The 285-nt window shown below is 57.9% G+C and carries 1 protein-coding gene; it reads right to left on the bottom strand.

All coding sequences use genetic code 11. The features are described 5' to 3' along the window. On the bottom strand, positions 1-285 hold a 285-nt coding region (locus ACJDTP_RS27650), incomplete at both ends, for a TonB-dependent receptor domain-containing protein (RefSeq protein ID WP_406763031.1).

Below are 285 nucleotides of genomic sequence, written 5' to 3'. Positions count from 1 at the left end.
TGAAGTCGCCGTTCGTATCGCTTCGATAGTTGGCGTTGGCCCCGACATAGGCCCCCAGCGTATCGGACACCGGCCATCTGTATTCGACACTGGCGTTCGCCTGCCATTTCGGCGTGTTGGCGAACCCATACCCCTTGAAGTCGATCGGCTGACCGAAAGCCGAGAAGTTGTTGAATGTGCCCGTGATCTCGGTATCGAGATAGGCTGCGCCCAATCCAAACCTCAGACCCGTGACGGGCAGCCAGTCGATCTGGATTTCAGCACCCTTGATCGAGGATTCCGGCA

This window comes from Candidatus Clostridium helianthi, assembly GCF_045310795.1.
In the GTDB taxonomy this organism is placed as follows: Bacteria; Bacillota; Clostridia; order Clostridiales; family Clostridiaceae; genus Clostridium; species Clostridium helianthi.
This window is presented reverse-complemented; position numbering and strand designations above follow the sequence as displayed.